General features: G+C 38.2%; 17 protein-coding genes and 1 other annotated feature. Of the genes, 2 read left to right on the plus strand and 15 right to left on the minus strand.

What is annotated here, in order from left to right; genetic code table 11:
- Positions 1–46: 46 nt before the first annotated feature.
- Entirely contained in the window at positions 47–1,012 is a 966-nt protein-coding gene (gene argF, locus CSE16_RS15835; RefSeq protein ID WP_099424804.1) for an ornithine carbamoyltransferase, read from the minus strand.
- Between the two features lie 306 nt (positions 1,013–1,318).
- Here argF and CSE16_RS15840 point away from each other — a divergent pair, with 306 nt between their 5' ends.
- Positions 1,319–1,774, plus strand: coding sequence for an SRPBCC family protein (locus CSE16_RS15840; protein WP_099424805.1), 456 nt, complete (start codon positions 1,319–1,321; stop codon positions 1,772–1,774).
- Between the two features lie 51 nt (positions 1,775–1,825).
- Here CSE16_RS15840 and CSE16_RS15845 read toward each other — a convergent pair whose 3' ends face one another.
- The 3 genes from CSE16_RS15845 to CSE16_RS15855 all read right to left on the minus strand — a co-directional run bounded on the left by CSE16_RS15845 (position 1,826) and on the right by CSE16_RS15855 (position 4,529).
- A complete protein-coding gene (locus tag CSE16_RS15845) occupies positions 1,826–2,563 on the minus strand; it encodes a DUF3784 domain-containing protein (RefSeq protein ID WP_157764845.1) in 738 nt (245 codons plus the stop codon).
- A 126-nt stretch (positions 2,564–2,689) separates the two neighbouring features.
- A complete protein-coding gene (locus CSE16_RS15850) occupies positions 2,690–3,778 on the minus strand; it encodes a M42 family metallopeptidase (protein ID WP_099425860.1) in 1,089 nt (362 codons plus the stop codon).
- 268 nt (positions 3,779–4,046) lie between these two features.
- Positions 4,047–4,529, minus strand: a complete 483-nt coding sequence (locus CSE16_RS15855; RefSeq protein ID WP_099424807.1) for a dUTP diphosphatase — start codon at positions 4,527–4,529, stop codon at positions 4,047–4,049.
- A gap of 89 nt (positions 4,530–4,618) precedes the next feature.
- On the opposite strand from CSE16_RS15855, the gene CSE16_RS15860 reads away from it, so the two are divergent.
- Positions 4,619–4,999 carry a sigma-w pathway protein ysdB gene (locus CSE16_RS15860; RefSeq protein ID WP_099424808.1) on the plus strand — a complete coding sequence of 127 codons (381 nt, stop codon included), beginning with the start codon at positions 4,619–4,621 and terminating at the stop codon, positions 4,997–4,999.
- A gap of 336 nt (positions 5,000–5,335) precedes the next feature.
- Here CSE16_RS15860 and CSE16_RS15865 read toward each other — a convergent pair whose 3' ends face one another.
- The 11 genes from CSE16_RS15865 to mutM form a co-directional block, all read right to left on the minus strand.
- Entirely contained in the window at positions 5,336–5,596 is a 261-nt protein-coding gene (locus CSE16_RS15865) for a DUF1294 domain-containing protein (protein WP_099424809.1), read from the minus strand.
- 147 nt (positions 5,597–5,743) lie between these two features.
- Positions 5,744–6,103: a 50S ribosomal protein L20 gene (gene rplT / locus CSE16_RS15870; protein WP_099424810.1), complete on the minus strand. Its 360-nt coding sequence runs from the start codon at positions 6,101–6,103 to the stop codon at positions 5,744–5,746.
- Between the two features lie 75 nt (positions 6,104–6,178).
- Positions 6,179–6,379: a 50S ribosomal protein L35 gene (gene rpmI / locus CSE16_RS15875; RefSeq protein WP_036156293.1), complete on the minus strand. Its 201-nt coding sequence runs from the start codon at positions 6,377–6,379 to the stop codon at positions 6,179–6,181.
- A 36-nt stretch (positions 6,380–6,415) separates the two neighbouring features.
- Complete coding sequence (gene infC, locus CSE16_RS15880; RefSeq protein WP_157764847.1) at positions 6,416–6,919, minus strand: translation initiation factor IF-3; 504 nt, start codon at positions 6,917–6,919, stop codon at positions 6,416–6,418.
- A gap of 147 nt (positions 6,920–7,066) precedes the next feature.
- Positions 7,067–7,212, minus strand: a sequence feature (ribosomal protein L20 leader region).
- Between the two features lie 250 nt (positions 7,213–7,462).
- Entirely contained in the window at positions 7,463–9,394 is a 1,932-nt protein-coding gene (thrS, locus tag CSE16_RS15885) for a threonine--tRNA ligase (RefSeq protein WP_099424812.1), read from the minus strand.
- Positions 9,395–9,945: 551 nt separating this feature from the next.
- Positions 9,946–10,887, minus strand: a complete 942-nt coding sequence (gene dnaI, locus CSE16_RS15890) for a primosomal protein DnaI (RefSeq protein WP_099424813.1) — start codon at positions 10,885–10,887, stop codon at positions 9,946–9,948.
- A gap of 10 nt (positions 10,888–10,897) precedes the next feature.
- Positions 10,898–12,271: a replication initiation and membrane attachment family protein gene (locus CSE16_RS15895; protein ID WP_099424814.1), complete on the minus strand. Its 1,374-nt coding sequence runs from the start codon at positions 12,269–12,271 to the stop codon at positions 10,898–10,900.
- A gap of 19 nt (positions 12,272–12,290) precedes the next feature.
- Positions 12,291–12,758: a transcriptional regulator NrdR gene (gene nrdR / locus CSE16_RS15900; RefSeq protein WP_099424815.1), complete on the minus strand. Its 468-nt coding sequence runs from the start codon at positions 12,756–12,758 to the stop codon at positions 12,291–12,293.
- Positions 12,759–12,937: 179 nt separating this feature from the next.
- Positions 12,938–13,957, minus strand: coding sequence for a glyceraldehyde-3-phosphate dehydrogenase (locus CSE16_RS15905; protein WP_099424816.1), 1,020 nt, complete (start codon positions 13,955–13,957; stop codon positions 12,938–12,940).
- A 505-nt stretch (positions 13,958–14,462) separates the two neighbouring features.
- The gene (coaE, locus tag CSE16_RS15910; RefSeq protein ID WP_099424817.1) at positions 14,463–15,074 is read right to left on the minus strand and encodes a dephospho-CoA kinase; all 612 of its coding nucleotides are present in this window, start codon (positions 15,072–15,074) and stop codon (positions 14,463–14,465) included.
- 13 nt (positions 15,075–15,087) lie between these two features.
- On the minus strand, positions 15,088–15,960 hold the full coding sequence (gene mutM, locus CSE16_RS15915) for a bifunctional DNA-formamidopyrimidine glycosylase/DNA-(apurinic or apyrimidinic site) lyase (RefSeq protein ID WP_099424818.1): 873 nt from the start codon (positions 15,958–15,960) through the stop codon (positions 15,088–15,090).
- Between the last annotated feature and the right edge of the window lie 10 nt (positions 15,961–15,970).

The raw sequence follows: 15,970 nt of genomic DNA on the forward strand, positions 1-15,970 counted from the left end.
TATATATAGCATCACCATTACAACCCGCAATCGTGAAGCTTTTTCATTATGATAATACTGAAACTAACACCGCTTTTTGTGCATGCAGACGATTTTCAGCTTGTTCAAAAATGAACGAATTTGGTCCATCAATGACAGAGGTAGCTATTTCTTCCTCGCGATGTGCAGGTAAACAGTGTAGGAACATATAATCTGGCTTAGCATGTGCAACAAGTGCATCATTAATTTGATAACCTGTAAAGTCCTTTAAGCGCTGTGCCGTTTCTTCTTCTTGCCCCATCGACGTCCAAACATCTGAATAGATGGCATCCGCATCTTGTACAGCTAAAACAGGGTCATTTGTAACAAAAACGATACTACCATTTTCCGCTGCAATTTCTTGTGCTTTTTCGATAATCGTTTCATCACATTCATAGCCAGCCGGTGTTGCAACAGTTATGTGCATGCCTACATGGGCAGCTGCAACGACTAATGCATGGGCAACGTTATTCCCATCTCCAACATAGGCAATTTTCAAGCCTTTTAATTCACCTTTGTTTTCAGCAATTGTTTCAAGATCAGCTAATGCTTGGCAAGGATGATCAATGTCTGTTAAACCATTGATTACCGGAATCGAAGCAGCCTCAGCAAGTTCTTCAACCATAGCATGTGAATTTGCACGAATCATAATGCCGTCCAAATATCCTGACAAAACTTGTCCTGTATCCGAAACAGGCTCCCCACGACCAATTTGCATATCCCGTGCATTCATATACATTCCGTAGCCACCTAGCTGCTGCATGCCTACTTCAAATGATACACGTGTACGAGTCGAGCTTTTTTCAAAAATCATCCCTAGCGTTTTACCTTCTAGTAAACGTGGACACTTACCCGCTTTTGTAATCGTTTTTAGCTGTGTTGCTAATTTAATTAAATCTTGAACCTCTTCACTTGTATAATCAAGCAGTGTTAGCAAATCTTTACCTTTTAAGCTTTCGACAGGCTTTAACTGTATCTCTTCTAATAATTTCATGCTCCTACACCTCTGTAACCTTAATGTTGTCTTTATTATACATATGCATAAATATAAAATCAAGTGGATTATTATAAAAAATTAAATATTTAATTTTTTATAATTATTAGGCATAAAAGTGCTCGCAGCGAATAAAGTAAATACCCGCATAAAGTAGAAAATAATCAATTTCACTAGAATTTATAGTTAATTATATTGAAATCATAGTTATTTTCCGTAATAATAAAATGAATGATTGGTTTTTTTTGTATTTTTTCCATTATTCGAGAACCGTTCATAATGATAGTAAAAGGGGATGAGCAAGCAATGGCAAAAGCAATTCATTCAGTTGAAGTCGCATTAAGTAATGAAGTCGTTTGGGATTTTACGAAGGATTTTAACTCGTGGGCGCCATTAATTTCCGGCTATTTAGCGCATGATGTACAAAGTGATACACAATTCCATTGGGTTTTTAAAGCAGATCTTGGTTTTACGAAAAAAACAATTAAACTACAAGTTGATATACAGGCGCTCTCTGTGCCATCCGATGTGAAGTTCAAGTTGACCGGTCTATCGGATAGCTTTAATGGGAATGGCTATTTTAAGCTTCATGAGGTGAATGAAACGACAACACAATTCACAGGAAGCCTCGACCTTTCTGCTAGTGGAATGATGGGGATGATGATTAATCCCGTTTTAGAAAACTTCGTCCCACAAATGACGGAACAATTAATTGAAGCCATTAAAGCAAAGTTAAATGGAGAATATTCTATAAGCACCTAAATTGAAACGGCGTATGAAAGGTCAACTCCTTTCATACGCCGTTCAATATTTCTACTGCGGAACTTTTTCTTCCATCTCTTTATAAAATGCCGCAGTTTCGTCCTCTGTATCTAAATTTAAAATGATTTTTTTATCATTCACGACAAACGAAATAAATGGTGGTACATTTTTATCAACAAAAAGCTTTGCCTTCTCTCCATTCTTAAATTTAAAATGTCCTTTTAAATGGGAGCCTACAGCAGAACCATTTGTACGCATTGAAATTTCAGGAAGTTCTTCTATTAAAGTAAGCTGTTCTATTTCTGCCCACTCATATACATCTCCATACATACCACCAATTTCTAGTGCATCTTCACTCGCTACAATGCCGGATTGTTGCGTCGAAAAATACATTAAAATCGCTACTCCTATTAAAGTAATGACCAAAATCGTAATCGGCGTTTTTAACTGCTTGCTCGCACCTTTCTTCCAATTACCGTTTTCATCAAATAAATTACCATTAAACTTTTGAGCTTTTACAATCAAAATAACCGTTGCAATGGCAAATACAATCATAATTAGTGCTGACATAGCGGGTTTATCCATCCATTGCAAGGAGCCCATTACTACAAATAAAAAGGAGAGAAAGTACATATACAGCCCCATCAAGCGTCCTAACCCTTTTGTATCGACATTGGCCTTACGCTCTTTTGACATTGTATTAAAGCCCGAAATTAAGAAGTACCATTTCAATTTATGCACCGCAAATCCTAAAAAGATAAATAATCCCGCTAATATAAACCAAACCAACTTTTCTCCTCCGTTCTTTTTTATTCATTTTATGTATGATTAGAATGCTAAAATCAACAGAAGATGTTTATATAATGCAAAAGGTAGGTTAATCCTTTACAGAATTAAACTACCTTTTACGCTTTATTATTCGAACGTAATTTTATTTACTGTGTCACGGTCTAATTTCTTGATTACTTCTACGATTAATTTAACTGCATTGTCGTAGTCATCACGGTGCAAAATACCGGCATGTGAATGGATATAACGTGTCGCAACACCGATTGCAAGTGATGGAACGCCGTTTGCTGTGATGTGGATTGAGCCTGCATCCGTACCGCCGCCAGCCATTGCTTCGAATTGATATGGAATGCCTGCTTCCTCTGCTGTATCAATAACCAATTCACGTAAGCCTGTGTGTGACACCATTGATGCATCATACACAACAATTTGTGGACCTGCACCGATTTTTGATGTCGACTCACTTGGTGTTACGCCTGGTGTGTCTCCTGCTACACCTACATCTACTGAGAAACCGATATCTGGTTGTACTTTAAATGTCGAAGTTTTCGCACCACGTAGGCCGATTTCTTCTTGTACATTCCCTACACCATAAACAATATTTGGATGTTTTTCATCTTTTAATGCTTTTAATACATCGATTGCAATAGCACAGCCAATTCGGTTATCCCAAGCTTTCGCTAATAAATGCTTTTCATTTTTCATTACGTGGAATTCGAAATAAGGTGTGATCATATCGCCTGGACGAACGCCCCACTCCATCGCTTCTTCTTTAGAAGTGGCACCAATATCAACGAACATTGCTTTTATATCAACTGGCTTATTACGCACTTCTGCTGGTAAAATATGAGGTGGTTTTGAACCGATTACCCCAATAATTTCCCCATCTTTACGCGTCGTAATTGTGACACGTTGAGCAAGCATGACTTGACCCCACCAGCCGCCAACTGTTTGAAAGAATACGAAACCTTTATCGTCAATACGCGTTACCATGAAACCAACTTCATCTAAGTGACCGGCAACCATAATTTTCGGTCCGTTTTCATCGCCCACTTTTTTGGCGATTAAGCTTCCTAAGTTATCTGTTTCAATTTCATCAGCAAATGGCGTAATGTATTTTTTCATTACCTCGCGAGGTGCACGCTCATTCCCCGGAATCCCGTTTGCATCCGTTAAATCTTTAAACATTTGTAATGTAGAGTCAAGCTTTGTCATCATTCATCTGCCTCCCAAATATGTACTTCATTTCATATTATAACGAAATTATTTCGAAATGTGAAATAGTACTAATCAATTACGCCTCGACTTAATTGTGTCCAGATTTTTTTCGAGCATGCTCGAAAAGCTTCCCTAAAAATTCTGTGACATCCGCCGGGGCTTTAGGCCAACACGATGTTGGTCACTCAGGCGTTGCCGCACGACGCGGCGTTCTTAGCCTGAGATCCTTCTAAACAGTTGGGGTTTGAACCACTGCTGAATCAAGTCAGTAACCTGAACGTTGGCGCTCATAATTTTTTTCGTTTTTTTCTTTATATGCTTTTATAATATCTTCCACGGTAAACCCTAAATTGTATGCCAGTATACTATAGCTATTCCAAAGCGCTTTATAACTCGCCTCTGTCTGCTCCTTCACAAATGTCAAAACAACTTGTGTCATTTCGATAAATAATGGCGTTAGCGCTTGTTTTTGCGGCAGGTTTGGCCACTCCGTTAAAATAAACCCTCTCATATTTCCTAGCGACAGCATGAAATGAATGGAATCAACAAATTCCTCTAAAATAACTTCGCGTTCTGAAGGGCCTTTTGTCGACCAAAACTTAAAACAGCGCGTTTCATTTGCTAGTTCCGATAATTCAACTAATAGAGCCAAGCCCTTTTCTTCAAATACATCCTTTTGTACATTTTGCGTTTCCTCAATAAATAGATCAAGTTCACGCTGCATTTCAAATAATTGTTTAAATTCCATAATATTTCTCCTTATTTATCAAAAAAATGAAACCTTCTTCACTACTTAATCGTATAGCATGAAAACAGCGTAAGCAAGGAGGAAGTTTCATGGCTCTACTATTGCGCATCGCCATCATTATTCTCATCATTTACATATTTTATAAAGGGGTGCGTTATTTAACAGACCCAAAGCGTAAATTTGATGAGGCGTACGAAAATGGGCACTATTATTTTTATGACGATGTTAAAAATATCCGTAAAAACTTTTTCATTTCGTATAAAGATGCGTTATTTGAAGGTGAAAAATATTTAGGTACTACTGAAAATGCTTTTGAAGTTGTTAGTATTTTCGTATTTGTTCATGATCCGATGAAGTTGCAAGGTTTTACAAAAGAGGACTTTCACTATTTAGAAAAGGAAATATTAATGAATTATCCAAATGCGAAAATTAATTGGAAAAATCCCATTGAAATGTTAATGAAGGATTAAAGTACAGACTACTTTTTCGTGCATCGCAGCTTATTTAGGAGCGCTACCCAAACCAAAAATCCACCATTTTAACTTTTGTTAAAATGGTGGATTTTTGATGTGTGTTAACAAAATTGTAACTCAAATTGATACAGATTTGATTATAAACCGACTGAATAATCGTTCTATCCATCACTTTTTAATTTTTATCTATCACTTTCTAACTTCTATCATTCACTTTTATCTTTCTTTCCATCAAATTCGCCGTCTGAACCAAAAATACAGTCTATATTCCCAATCAATTGTGCTCCTGCCAACTTTTGTCCAAAATTTTTCGAGCACGCTTGAAAAACTTCTCTAAAACAGCTGGACAAGTAAGAAAAATTGTACGGCAGCGAGTAACGGAAAACCAAATGCGAAGGTATTATGTTTTGTTTTGTGTCGGAATAAATACATGCCGATCACCCCACCAATCGCTCCCCCGAAAAACGCTAACGTAAATAATGTTTTTTCAGATATACGCCATTCTTTATTTTTGGCACGTTCTTTATCACTATACATATAAATACATAAAATAAGCGAAACAATCGATACGTATGCAAGTACGGCTAAATCCATAAAATTTTATTCCCCTTTCGCTTCTTAGAAAGAAAACGTTCGCACAAAAAATCGTGTGATTAGATTCCCCAAAGCAACTACTTTTTAACGACTGAAAAAAGACTGATAAGGAGAGCTATTCTCCCTGTCAGTCTTTTGAAGTGTAAATTATTTAGCTTGAGCGCTTTTAGCAGCTTCAGCTAATTGAGCGAATGCTGCAGCATCGTTTACAGCTAGGTCAGCTAACATTTTACGGTTAACTTCGATACCAGCTAATTTTAAACCGTGCATTAAACGGCTGTAAGATAAACCATTCATGCGAGCAGCCGCGTTGATACGAGTGATCCATAATTTACGGAAATCACGTTTCTTTTGACGACGGTCACGGTATGCATATGAACCTGACTTCATTACTGCTTGGTTAGCTACTTTATATAATGTATGTTTTGAACCATAGTAACCTTTAGCTAATTTTAATACTCTTTTGCGACGAGCGCGTGTTACTGTTCCGCCTTTTACGCGTGGCATAGCAATTACCTCCTGCTAATTCTTTCGAATGTTTAATTGTTTTTTTGTTTTTGTTTACAGAAAATCGATAATCGATTATTTCATGTAAGTTAATAATGTACGGATACGTTTGAAATCGCCAGATGATGCAACTTTAGCTTTACGTAAGTGACGTTTTGCTTTAGTTGATTTGTTAGCGAATAAGTGGCTTCCGTAAGCGCGGTCAAATTTTAATTTACCAGTACCTGTTTTTTTGAAACGCTTCGCAGCTCCACGGTGAGTTTTCATTTTTGGCATGTCGATTTCCTCCTAAACTTGTTTCTAACAATACTTTTAATTCTCTGCCTTCGGTTGAAGAACTAAGAACATGCTTCGGCCTTCCATCTTCGGTTTTTGTTCAACCGTAGACATTTCGGCACAAGCTTCAGCAAAGCGATCTAACACACGCTGACCAATTTCTTTGTGTGTGATTGCTCGACCTTTGAAACGTATAGATGCCTTCACTTTGTCACCTTTTTCAAGGAACTTAATTCCAGCACGTAATTTCGTTTGGAAATCATGCTCATCAATTGTAGGGCTCAAACGAACCTCTTTCATACTGATAACTTTTTGATTTTTACGAATTTCACGGTCTTTCTTTTGCTGATCAAACTTAAACTTACCATAGTCCATGATACGAGCGACTGGTGGCTTGGCTTGAGGGGCCACAAGGACAAGATCCAAGTTAGCACGAGTAGCAAGTTCTAACGCTTCAATACGTGTTTTAACGCCTAGTTGATCCCCATTGTGATCGATTAATCGAAGTTCACGTGCGCGAATGCCTTCGTTTACATACATGTCTTTGCTAATATTAATCCACCTCCAAGATAGTGTCCCGAATACATGAGTTGGTGTAAAGTATACCCCGGTCGAACGGTACACCTCCGTGATATGTCCATATGTCCCTTGGAAATAAATTCATATTCCCAATCATTTTGTGGTTTAACCCAACAAAAAAGACGGACATTTGAGATGTCCGCCCGCTATATGTGCATACGCAACGACTGCGTAAAACAATTCAACGTGTCATTACCTGTAAATAACTCGAAAGCATTCGTCAGGTGAGAAGCGGGCAGCCTCTACTTTCAAACTTAGTATTCATAACCTCATTAATAATACCATGAGTCATTTAATAATGTCAACAATATTTATAGAGAAAAAATAATGCCCAAAATTATTATTTTCTCACTATATTAAACTCATCGTTTAAAGTTAATTTATTCTAAGTAACTATACTAAAAGCGTGTGTAATTTGTCTATAAAATTGCTCATCGAAGTGATTGCTTAAAATAAAAAAGTTACTCAAAAGGATTCACCTCTCGAGTAACTTCTATACGAATATTATTTCTTTGCTTCTGCTGAAATATTTGTTAAGAATTCATCAAAGCTAATTGTTTCAGAATCTTTTGAGCCGTAACGACGAATATTTACGCCGCCTGCTTCCACTTCTTTGTCTCCGATAACAAGCATGTATGGAATTTTTTGCATTTGTGCTTCACGGATTTTATAGCCTAATTTTTCTTCACGATCATCCATTTCTACACGGATACCAGCTGCAGCTAATTTTTCTTGTACTTCACGTGCGTAATCATAATGTACGCTGTTTGATACTGGAATAACTGTCGCTTGTACTGGCGCTAGCCACGTCGGGAATGCCCCTTTGTATTCTTCAATTAAGAAGGCTACGAAACGTTCCATTGTAGATACAACACCACGGTGAATAACAACTGGACGTTGCGGTTGACCATCTTCACCAATGTAAGAAAGATCAAAGCGTTGTGGTAATAAGAAATCAAGCTGTGCTGTTGATAATGTTTCTTCTTTACCAATCGCTGTTTTAACTTGAACGTCTAATTTTGGACCGTAGAATGCCGCTTCATCTTCTGCTTCGAAGTAGTCTAAGCCAAGCTCATCCATTGCTTCTTTTAGCATGCGTTGTGCTGTTTCCCACATTTCATCGTCATCATAGTATTTCTCTTTGTTGTTCGGATCACGATAAGATAAACGGAATGAATAATCTGTTAAATCAAAGTCTTTGTAAACTTCAAGGATTAACTCCACTACTTTTTTGAACTCTGTTTTAATTTGATCTGGACGAACGAAAATATGTGCATCATTTAACGTCATTCCACGTACACGTTGTAAACCTGAAACAGCTCCAGACATTTCATAACGGTGCATTGTTCCAAGCTCCGCGATACGTAATGGTAAGTGGCGATAAGAATGCAAGCCATTTTTAAATACCATCATATGGTGAGGGCAGTTCATCGGACGTAAAATTAATGTTTCATTGTCCATCTCCATTGGAGGGAAAATACCTTCTTGATAGTGCTCCCAGTGACCTGAAGTTTCGTATAATTTTTTCGAACCAAGCACTGGTGTGTATACATGCTTATAACCTAAAGATAGTTCTTTATCTACGATGTAACGCTCAATTGTACGACGAATTGTTGCACCATTTGGCAACCATAGCGGTAAACCTTGACCAACTGTTTGACTCGTCATAAATAAATCTAATTCTTTACCGATTTTACGGTGATCACGCTCTTTTGCTTCTTCAATCATTTGTAAATGATGTTTTAACTCATCTTTAGTGAAGAAAGCTGTACCGTAAATACGTTGTAGCATTTTATTATCCGAGTTTCCGCGCCAGTAAGCACCTGCTAAAGATAATAATTTAAACTCTTTTAATTTCCCTGTCGATGGAACGTGAACCCCACGGCAAAGGTCAAAGAAATCACCTTGGTAGTAGATCGACACTTGGTCATCTGCTGGGATAGCTTCTAGTAATTCTAATTTGTATTCGTCGCCGACTTGTTCATAAATCGCTTGCGCTTCATCACGAGAAACCGCTTTACGGTCAATTTCGATATTTTCAGCAATAATTTTTTTCATTTCTTTTTCAATCGCTGGTAAATCTTCTGCTGTAATTGGTGTCGGTGCATCGATATCATAGTAGAAACCTGAATCAATAACCGGACCAATTCCTAATTTCACTTCTGGGAATAGGCGTTTCACTGCTTGTGCTGTTAAGTGAGCCGTAGAGTGACGTAAAATTTCTAATGCTTCTGTTGATTTATTCGTAATAATTTCGATATGTGCATCTTCTTCAATCGGTGTTTTGGCATCAACTAAAGTACCATTGACCTTACCTGCTAATGCACTCTTTTTTAATCCAGGACTAATCGAGCCTGCAACATCTAAAGTTGAAATCCCTTTTTCAAACTCTTTTACATTGCCATCTGGGAATGTAAGTTGAATCATTTCTGACATATTTCTTCCTCCTTTAATCTATTCGTGCGCTTTTACGGGCAAAATAAAAAGCACCATCCCAACAAAGGGACGATGCTGTATATGCTCGTGGTGCCACCCTTCTTCCTTCTCGCAAAATTGCGAAATTGAAGCTCTCGGTCAGTTAACGTACTGAGAAACGTTGACGGATTCGCCCCGTCACTGCTCCAAGGTAGTAAAGATTTACGCTTTTGCTAGGAAGTTTGCAGCCGTGACTTCCCTCTCTAAAAGCTAGTTCGTAAAACTTGTTGTCCTCTTCAAGGCATTTGAATGTTGATCAATTACGCCTCGGCGTAATTGCGTCCAGATTTTTTCGAGCTTGCTCGAAAAACTCCTATAAAAATCTGTGACATCCGCCAGGGGCATAACTTGATTCAGCTGTGATTTAAACCCTCACTGAATAAAGTTCGCACTTGGCATTTATCCCAAATTTTAAAAGTAGGAGATATCTGCTGAATCAAGTTAATTACTAAAGTAGTATACGCTCGTTCCTCACGAATTGCAACTGCTAATAGGAGATTTATTCTGACAAATTATAGACGGCGGTTAATGCCATCCATTGGAATCGGAACTGTTACCGCTTTAATACGTTCCATTACACGCGCAGCCTTCACGACCTCAATATCACCACGCTGCGACTGCGCTAAATGATGCTCTAGTCCAGCGTAATCAAAATTTGACGTAATAAATGTTGGCAGTTCCTCACTCATACGATAGTGAAGAATCGTCCCTAAAATTTCATCTCTCGTCCAAGCAGACATCGTTTCAGCGCCAATATCATCCAGCATCAAAACAGGTGCTTTTTTCACATAATCAATTTTTTCATTTAATGTATTATCTGAAATGGCATTTTTCATCTCACGTAAAAATTCGGGTACAAACACAACGACAGAACGTACTTTTAATGAAGCGAGTTCATTGGCAATCGCACCTAGTACGAATGATTTCCCTACACCAAACTGACCATACAAGTAAAATCCTTTTTTCGGTAGCACGCCTGTACGACTATATTCTGCAACAAATTCAGCTGCTTGATCGGCAATGCTCAAACGGGAGTGATTGTCGATGGCTAAATCTTTTAACGTTGCCTTTAAGACATCCTTTGGCATATACATACTTGAAATCATATTTGCCACGTCACGTCTCTCGTCCTCACGTATTTTTTGCTCACATGGTACATAGGAAATATCAATAGCATTGTATGTTGTAAACAATTTCGGGACGTAACCCTTTAACAAATTCGTGCAATTTCTCGTATCGCCACAACCACAGCATTCTGTGTCCTGCGTAATATATTCATAAAGCTTCGGTAAACTAATATCGACCATTTGTGTTGTCACTTGTTGATTATGTTCTAATAAAAATTGTTGTACTTTCGGATGCTCGACCGTTTCTCTACGCATCTCTTCAAAACGCGCCTCAAATGACGGCATTTTTTTCTTTATTTGATTTAATTGTTCATTAATCGGTTCGATTGGAATTCACCTACTTTTGTTGTTCTAGTTTTTGTAAGATTTTCAAACGTTCTTTTTCAAAATCGACTGCGCTTGTGTCTTCTTGCTTCGGTTGTTCATTGCGCTTATAAAACCAATCTGGCACTTGCTCGTTACGTGTATTTTTACGAGATGTCGATGATTTTTGATACGATTTATTTGGAGTCGTTGAAGGTTTTGGCGTAGCACTTTCTGTTTTCCATTGCGCATATTTATCACGTTCCTGGCGCGCTAAATCCATCGCTTCTTTCGCCGTCTTTAAATGCTTTCGACTCCAATGATCGGCAATCTTTTCAACATAACTTCGAGGCAACTTCATATCCGTAGATAGCATGACATATTCAAGTAATACATTTACAACACCAATTGGCATACTATAGGTTACGACTAAATCTTGCGCTAGTTGAATCGACGAAGGGAGCGGTTCCTTGCCTTTGTTAATATCCCGTAAAACCTGAACGGGCGGTGTTGTTTCTAAGTATTGAAGCAATTCCTGCTCCTTCGATAAATTTTGTTGAACTGTTTCTTCCACTTGTTTACTTTGGAAAGTCTTAGTAAACGTCGGCGCATCTTTTGATACAGATAGCTTATAGTAATCGGCAGCAGCTTTCTTCAACTTTTCCGTCGGCAGTTTCATTTGTTCATCTAATGCTAAAATAACGACTTTTTGCATGTCAATCGGGGAAAGCTTATACAAAAAGGAAAGCTTTGCAATCATTTCCCGCGCTTCAATCGTCAATGCAGAAGAAGGGACAAGCTGTTCAGATAATCCCGACTGTAATAATTGAAAATCAAATTGTTCATAATAAAACGGATAATCCTGTTGCTTCGGTGCTTCTTCTTCATTAAAATCCGTTGGGACATTCGTATGCACAGGTTTGTACACATCTATAAACGTTCGGGTCACTTCATCAAATGCTTCTTTAATTGGTTGCGATATAAAACGTTGACGCAGTTTTCGATAAGCGCCTTCCCCAATTTTACTGAATAAAAACATCGACAGTAGCGGGTCTTTAAAAAAACTTTGGGCATCTAATGGACGCACAAGCTCATATACAAAATGACGACTAGTGCCTAAATCCTTTTTCCACGTACGTAATAAACCGATTGCTTCTAAAGCAATGCGTGCTTCAAACACTTTTGGTAGCGGCATCGATAACACATTCATTAAATAATAATGGTTCATCTCTTGTGGAACATAGCTTTCTGCCTCTGCCCATAACGTTAAATAAAGACTAATCGGTTCTGCCCCTGTTAATGGCTGGTAAAATAATGTGACAAGCTGGCGTTCATTTGTCGATAATGCATGAGGGAGCTTTATTTCAAAATGATCCGTGGGTTGTAATTCTTTCATCAATTGAACCATTTTTGTTCCTCCCTCTGAATTATTTGTCATGCGATTGACGGGTCATAATATCTTTTAGTTCTTCAATAAATACAGTAATGTCTTTAAACTGACGATAAACCGATGCAAATCGAACATAAGCAACCTCATCAATTTTCGCTAATCGATCCATGACCATTTCACCAACATCTTCCGAGCGTACTTCGGCATTTCCTACACGACGCAACTCTTTTTCAATGTCCATCACAAGCTCTTCTAAATGGTCTAGCGGTACCGGACGTTTTTCACACGCACGAATAAGTCCACGCAAAACCTTTTCGCGAGTAAATTCCTCTCGTGAACCTTCTTTTTTCACAACAATTAATGGTGTTTCTTCTATTTTTTCAAACGTTGTAAATCGAAAGCTACATGATTCGCATTCACGACGTCTACGAATTTCTTTATTATCATCAACAGGTCTAGAGTCTACAACACGAGTTCCGTTGTATTGACAAGTTGGACATCTCATAGTTCATTCTCCTGATTCTTAAGTCATAATCGTATTATAACAAAAATAACGCGCATGAAATAGTCATTCCTGCGCGCGCATCGTTTCCGAAAATTATACAGCTTATTAATATGTATGTACAATATAAAAAACCTTTGCGAGAAAATTGGAATTTTCCGCAAAGGATTTCTTTCTTGAAATTAGGCGTTTACTGTTGCTAATTCTTTTGCAATTTTCACCGTTAAGTCTACAACGCGTGCAGAATAACCCCACTCATTGTCATACCAAGCTAAAACTTTTACTTTACGGTCACCTAAAACGATTGTAGTTAAACCGTCAACTGTAGAAGAGAAAGTCGTTGTGTTGAAGTCAGAAGATACAAGTGGCTCCATTGTGAAGTTTAAAATACCTTTCATTTTACCTTCAGCAGCCGCTTTGAATGCACCATTTACTTCTTCCACTGTCACGTCTTTTTCTAAGTCTACAACTAAGTCTACTAAAGAAACATTTGGTGTAGGTACACGTAATGCCATACCATGAATTTTGCCATCTAACTCTGGTAACACTAAACGCAATGCTTTTGCTGCACCAGTTGAAGTTGGAATAATTGATGATGCACAGTTACGCGCACGACGTAAATCTTTATGTGGGTTGTCAATGTTGTTTTGGTCATTTGTATACGCATGAACTGTTGTCATTAAACCGTTTACAATACCAAACTCATCATTTAATACTTTCGCTACTGGAGCTAAGCAGTTTGTTGTACAAGATGCATTTGAAATAACATCATGTTTTGATAAATCTAATTTCTCATCGTTAACACCTAGAACAACCGTGATATCTTCATTTTTACCTGGAGCAGTTAAAATAACTTTTTTAGCACCAGCTTCTAAATGCATCGCCGCTTTGTCACGGTCATTAAATTTACCAGTCGCTTCAATAACGATATCTACGCCCATTTCAGTCCAAGGTAATTTTAACGGATCACGTTCGCTCACTAATACAACACGTTTACCGTTTACAATTAAAGCGCCTTCTTCTGCTTCAACTGTTCCAGGAAAAGTACCATGATTTGTGTCATACTTAATTAAATGTGCTAACGTTTCAGCTGGGTAGCTAGCATTAACTGCAACGATATTTACATCACCTTGCATCATCGCTTGTCTGAAAACCATACGACCGATACGGCCAAATCCATTGATTGCAATAGAAACTGTCATATTATATAAATCCTCCTAAAAGTACGATTAATTCTAATTGTTTTATCCGCTCATTAGTATAACACATTTTTCTAAATAGTGAACATATTTAATCCATAATAATAAAGTTGTTATTTTCTGAAAACGCTCCATTATTATAAATTAGACTAAATAATCCCTCTTTTAAAAGGGGGAGTTGATTTCCATTCCGGTACGGACGCTTTCCGCGGGCGCGGCTCCAACTAACTTGTTTCGAGATGTATCTCGAAGCAAGTGGATTTTCAGGCCAACACGATGTTGGTCACGAAGGCGTTGTCACAGGAAGTGACGGTTTTAGCCTTCGTTCCTAAGCTGCTGTTCCCGCAGGAGTCGCCTTCCCTTCATTATTAGAATCCATAATAGAAAAATTACCTCAAAAGGATAGAATCTTTTGTTTGACTTATATATGCCTAACTCTACCTTGTTTTACCCAACACAAATAGAATGCATCGTTGAACAAAAACGATGCATTCTTCATTCCAAAACGTTATTCGCTTACAGCAAGTTTAATGACCTGCCACCGCTTCAAAATTTGTTCTAATTGATCGGCAGTCTCTTCCAGCGTGCCATTATTAAAAATGACGGCATCTGCTAATGCTTCTTTTTCAGCACCAGGGATTTGTGTCGTAATACGGGCACGCGCTTCTTCCATCGAAAAGCCATTTCGCTCCATCAGGCGTTTGAGCTGGTTCTCCTCTGAAACGGTGACGACCAAAATCTTCTCAACAAAATGCTGAAGCTTACTTTCGAATAATAATGGAATATCCATAATGACGGTTTTTTCACCCTTCGCCAAATGCTCATCCCGTTGACGAAGCATTTCTGCACGAATTGCTGGATGGATAATTCCATTAAGCACCTCGCGCTTTTCTTCATTATGAAAAATAATTGCTCCCACTTTTGCACGATCCATCGTCCCATCCGCTGCAATGACCTCTGGACCGAATGCCTCGGCAATTTTCTGCAATGTGCTAGTTCCTGGCTTCACTACTTGACGAGCTACCATATCAGCATCGACAATTGGTATTTTATACGCTGCTAGCATTTTTGCGACCGTGCTCTTTCCACTTGCAATACTTCCGGTTAAACCAATAATCATACGCTTACACCTCTTATTTTTGACAATATGGGCAATAGACAGATGTTCTTCCGCCAATAACCATCGACTTTGTTTCTGTACCACAGGCTAAACATTCTTTCTTGCCGTACATTTTCAGTCGATGTTGCATCGTTCCCGCCCCGCCATTAATACTCCGATAATCTGAAATGGTTGAGCCACCTGAATCGATACTTTCTTGAAGCACATCACAAATAACTTGAAACAATGCTTCTTTTCTTGCATGACTTATGCGACTTGTTTTCCGCCCAGGATGAATACCCATTTTAAAAAGTGCCTCAGTCGCGTATATATTTCCACAACCGGAAATCACCTGGCCATCCATAATGACTTCTTTAATTGGCTTATTTGCATATTTTTGCTTTTCGCTTTGCGCCATAAAGTACGCACAAGCCTCTTCATCAAACGGCTCTGGTGCCATTTTCAGTAGTGGTGGATGATCCGCGATTTCCTTCAAAAAACGTAATTCCCCAAAACGGCGAATATCAGAATACACTAACAGCTCACCTGTCGTTAACGTAAAAACAGCATGGATATGCTTGCGGAATTTTTCCTCTGTAATTTCCTGTTCATCATTTACGACAAACCACGCGCCACTCATACCTAAATGATTCACTAAAACAAAGGTTTCCCCTTCATTTTCAAGCATGAAAAAAATATATTTTGAACGTCTTTTTATTTCTAGAATCGTCCAATTTTGAAGCTGTTGTTCAAATAATTGTGGCGCCATATTTTTAACGATAGCTTGTTTGCCAGCCTCGTTGGAAGCAAAAATAACGCTGGATAATGTTACTTTTTCAATCGTTTTCCCTTCCACAATCGGCTTTAAATCGCGGACAACTCCTTCTACTTCTGGTAATTCCGGCATGATGAAAACT

This window comes from Solibacillus sp. R5-41 (assembly GCF_002736105.1).
Taxonomy (GTDB): domain Bacteria; phylum Bacillota; class Bacilli; order Bacillales_A; family Planococcaceae; genus Solibacillus.